The organism is Variovorax sp. P1_H12_2, from assembly GCF_056405335.1.
In genome coordinates, this window is sequence record NZ_JBFUCI010000555.1 from 1 (window position 1) to 3455 (window position 3455).

General features: G+C 65.1%; 4 protein-coding genes. 1 reads left to right on the top strand and 3 read right to left on the bottom strand.

Going from position 1 to position 3455, the window contains the following annotated elements; translation table 11 throughout:
• Positions 1-473: 473 nt before the first annotated feature.
• From AC1D2K_RS32175 to AC1D2K_RS32185, 3 genes are all read right to left on the bottom strand, one after another.
• Positions 474-1379 (bottom strand): hypothetical protein, encoded by a 906-nt coding sequence (locus AC1D2K_RS32175; protein WP_478094179.1) that lies wholly within the window; start codon positions 1377-1379, stop codon positions 474-476.
• A 219-nt stretch (positions 1380-1598) separates the two neighbouring features.
• The gene (locus AC1D2K_RS32180) at positions 1599-1973 is read right to left on the bottom strand and encodes a response regulator transcription factor (protein WP_478094181.1); all 375 of its coding nucleotides are present in this window, start codon (positions 1971-1973) and stop codon (positions 1599-1601) included.
• A gap of 41 nt (positions 1974-2014) precedes the next feature.
• Positions 2015-2662: a response regulator transcription factor gene (locus AC1D2K_RS32185; protein WP_478094183.1), complete on the bottom strand. Its 648-nt coding sequence runs from the start codon at positions 2660-2662 to the stop codon at positions 2015-2017.
• A 305-nt stretch (positions 2663-2967) separates the two neighbouring features.
• On the opposite strand from AC1D2K_RS32185, the gene AC1D2K_RS32190 reads away from it, so the two are divergent.
• On the top strand, positions 2968-3455 hold a 488-nt coding region (locus AC1D2K_RS32190; RefSeq protein ID WP_478094184.1), incomplete at its 3' end, for a DUF2092 domain-containing protein.

The following is a 3455-nucleotide window of genomic DNA, read 5'->3' on the forward strand; positions in this document are numbered from 1 at the left end:
CCGCCAGGCTCATGACGATCTCGACCATCATGGCGGCGAACACGATCACCAGCCAGCCGTGGTAGGGCTTCAGGAGRCCGAGCACGAGTCGCGTCATGTCCTGGCGCTGCGTCTTGGCGGCGCGCGTGGCGACCCATGTCGCCGACGACACAGGAACAGGCAACGGTTCAGGTGCAACCGCACCTTCCGGTGGAATTGTTGGTGGCATGTCGGTGTCCAGATGGTTGAATGGCCGAGGATGCTGCAGCGGTTACCAACTTTGAAAAGGCCGCAGCCGAGTCTGTCGACTTCGCACGGAGGAAACCAGGCTGCGGCATGCGCGCCGGATTGCGGCGAACTGCCGATGATCTCTGCCACGGAGGCGACCTTCTCCTCCTCAAAGCGTATCGGCAAAGGCGATCTTGCGCACCTTCCCTTTCGGGCAGTACGCGACGTGGAATCCCATCCATGTCGCCATGCCCGCCCGCGGTCGCTCACCAACGAAAGGTCGCGCCGAGCAGCGGCCCGCTGAAATTGAGGTCCTTGACGGCCTTGCCCGACTTCATGTCGTAGGCGAGATAGCGCCACATGGCGCTCAGTTCACCCCAGGCGTACGCGTAGCTGATGCCGCCGGCCGCCTGCCAGGTCAGGCGGGACTCGCCGGTGCCGACATCGACATAGAACGGAAGCGACCACTTCCCGGATTCGCCAAGGGCATACCGCCCCTTGACGCCGACGATGCCGTCCCACAGGGTTTCGCTGTGCTTGACGCTGCCGACACGCGCGGCGGTCGCGACCGGCCCGAGGTCGCCGGCGATGTTCCAGCTCAAGATTTGCCGCAGGCGGAACATGCGCGCGCCGGCGAGCAGGTCCAGCGTCAACGCCGGATCGGACACCACGCGGTACTCGCCCGCCGATGTCCAGATCGAACCCTCGAGATTCAAGCCGAGATCTGCCGTGGTGCCCGCCGGGAGCCCGACGTCCCCGATCGTGAAGTAGCGGCTGCGGGTCTTGCTGCCGCCGAGGTCGAGATAGATGAGATCGGTGAAGAAGCCCCATCGCCCGTTGTGCGCGTCCAACGAACCCATGAACGTGAACTTCAGCTTGTCGATGATCTTGTCGGCGCTGACGTTGATGGACGCGCCACCCGTGCTCCCCGGTGCGCTCGTCGAGCCGCTCAGGCTTGGCAGATAGCCGTACACCGAGAGGCTGTACCGCCAGTGGTCGGCAGCAGGGTCGACCCGCGACTGTTGTGCAGCTGACAGCGTCGGCGCCAGCACGCCCATGGCGAATGCGAGTGCGGCGGTCAGGCTGCGAAGATGAAGACGAAAATCCATGTGTTCGGTGCTGGAGAAGGTGACTGGGTTCATAGGGCTCGTGTGGTGCGCTTCAAGCTTCACTTGACGGTGCGCCACGGCCTTCGAGGCACGCGAGTCCCATCGGCGCACTGTGGGCTTGCAGGGCGTTCGCCGTCTACTGCCCGAAGGGGAAGGTGTGGGCGAGCGCCTACGTTGTGCTTGTCGCCGGGCTCTTCGTCCGTTGCACGAAGACACAACAGCCGGCCGGCTTCATCGTGACCGAGGCTGAGCCTCGACAGCGCTTCAACGGGATATCCATGCTCAGCCGGCCGCCGCTCGGCGGATGGCCTCGAGAACATCGGCACCGGTATCGATCTTGCGAAAGTAGGCCGCACATCCGACGGCTTGCGCCGCGGCACACGTTTCGGGGTCGTCGTGCGCGGTGATGAAAATGAACGGCGCGTGTCCGCCTTCCGCGACCAGGCGCTGGGCCAGCTCGATGCCCGACATCCCCCCGAGCTGGACATCGAACACCAGGCAGTCGAACCGGGGCTGCTTCGTGTCTGCGAGGAACGCTTCTGCCGAGCCATAGGAGATCGGCTGCATCCCCGACGCGCGCAGCAGCCTGCCAAGAGATCGGCAAAGGCTCTCGTCGTCATCGACGAGGGCGACATAGATGGGGGTGATGATGCTCATCGGAGGTCGACGTGCACTTTCGGCGCCCCCGAGCCCGCTGTCTACTTCCCCTTAGGGAAGGTGGGCGCGGCCGCCGTCAAGACACCCGCCTCCTGCGACAGCCGCGTGAGCGCCGCGACGGACCCTACCCCCAGTTTCATCATGATCGCCGTACGGTGCAGTTTCACGGTGCGTTCGTTGATTCCCAGATCGCCGGCAATCTGCTTGTTGAGGCGGCCCCGCAGGACGTGGGAGAGTACCTCGGACTCTCGCACCGACAGGGCGCTGAAGCGCTCCTCCCGCTCATGTTGGCGAGCCCTCGCCTCGCGCTCATGCCCGTCCCGCGCCAGGGCGCGCCTTACTGCGTCGAGCAGTTCCTCCTTGGGGGCTCGTTTTTCGAGAAAGTCCTCCGCGCCGCCGCGCATCGCCCGCACGGTCGAAGCAATGTCGCCCTGTCCGGTAAGAAAGAGGAGCGGGAGCGGGTTGCGTGTCTGCGCGAGCGCCGATTGCAGGTCGAGCCCGTTCAATCCGGGCATCTGCAAATCCGCCACCACGCAACCCCGTGCGTCGTTGCTGCACGTCGCAAGAAACTCACTGGCGGACAGGAAGGCCTTCACGGTGAAACCACTGACGAGCAGCAGTCGGGACGTGGCGGTGAGAAACGACACGTCGTCGTCGACAAGGTAGACGGTGGGTTCGGTCACGTTCATGCTGCGGCGAATTTCATCGAATCCCTACCGTTGGAAATGAGGTTGAGGTGTGCCTGCGGATGATGCGCGTGACCGGCCGAGACGGCCAAGCATAGCTCGCCCCGGTTTCGGCAAACCGACGCATCCTGCCTCTGAGCGGCAGTCCCGTATCGAGCGCCGGGCGGGTGGCTCGCCGGCTACTTCCCGAAAGGGAAGGTGTGCGCGAACGCCATTGCCACTATCCTGAGCGCTGAAACGAGCCGCAMGGCGCAAGCCGCATCCGATCCGGGCCTGCGGTCCGTCAACGTCGAAAAAGGAAATCAGCAATGATCCAACTCCAACGCTGCGCCTGCACCATGCTGGTCGCGCTGGGCCTGTCGCTGATGGCGAATGCAAATGCACAGCAGCCGCCACCCGCCAAGCCCGCCAGGGCGGCAGCCAAATCAGCGGCCAAGTCGACCCAGCCTGAACTCGAAGCCAAGGCCATCGACCTGCTGCGCGCGATGGGCGGCGCTCTGACGACCCCCCATTCGATGTCGTTCACGGCGGTCGCCACCTACGAAAGCCCGAGCAGCGTCGGCCCCGCGCTGGCCTACGGAACCACCTCCGAGGTGTTGCTGCAGCGCCCCGACAGGCTGCGCGTGGTCACTCTCGGGGACGGGCCCGCCTCGGAGTTCTCCTACGACGGCAAGACCATCACGGCCTTCGCGCCGGCCGAGAACCTGGTCGCCGTGGCGCCGGCACCGCCCACCATCGATGCCATGCTCAAGCAGGCCTTCGACCACGCCGCGATCTACTTCCCCTTCGCCGACGT

What these genes read in the sequence shown, in the direction of transcription:
- AC1D2K_RS32185 (WP_478094183.1), bottom strand. Translation starts at nt 2,662, where the DNA reads ATGAACGTGACCGAACCCACCGTCTACCTTGTCGACGACGACGTGTCG.
- AC1D2K_RS32180 (WP_478094181.1), bottom strand. Translation starts at nt 1,973, where the DNA reads ATGAGCATCATCACCCCCATCTATGTCGCCCTCGTCGATGACGACGAG.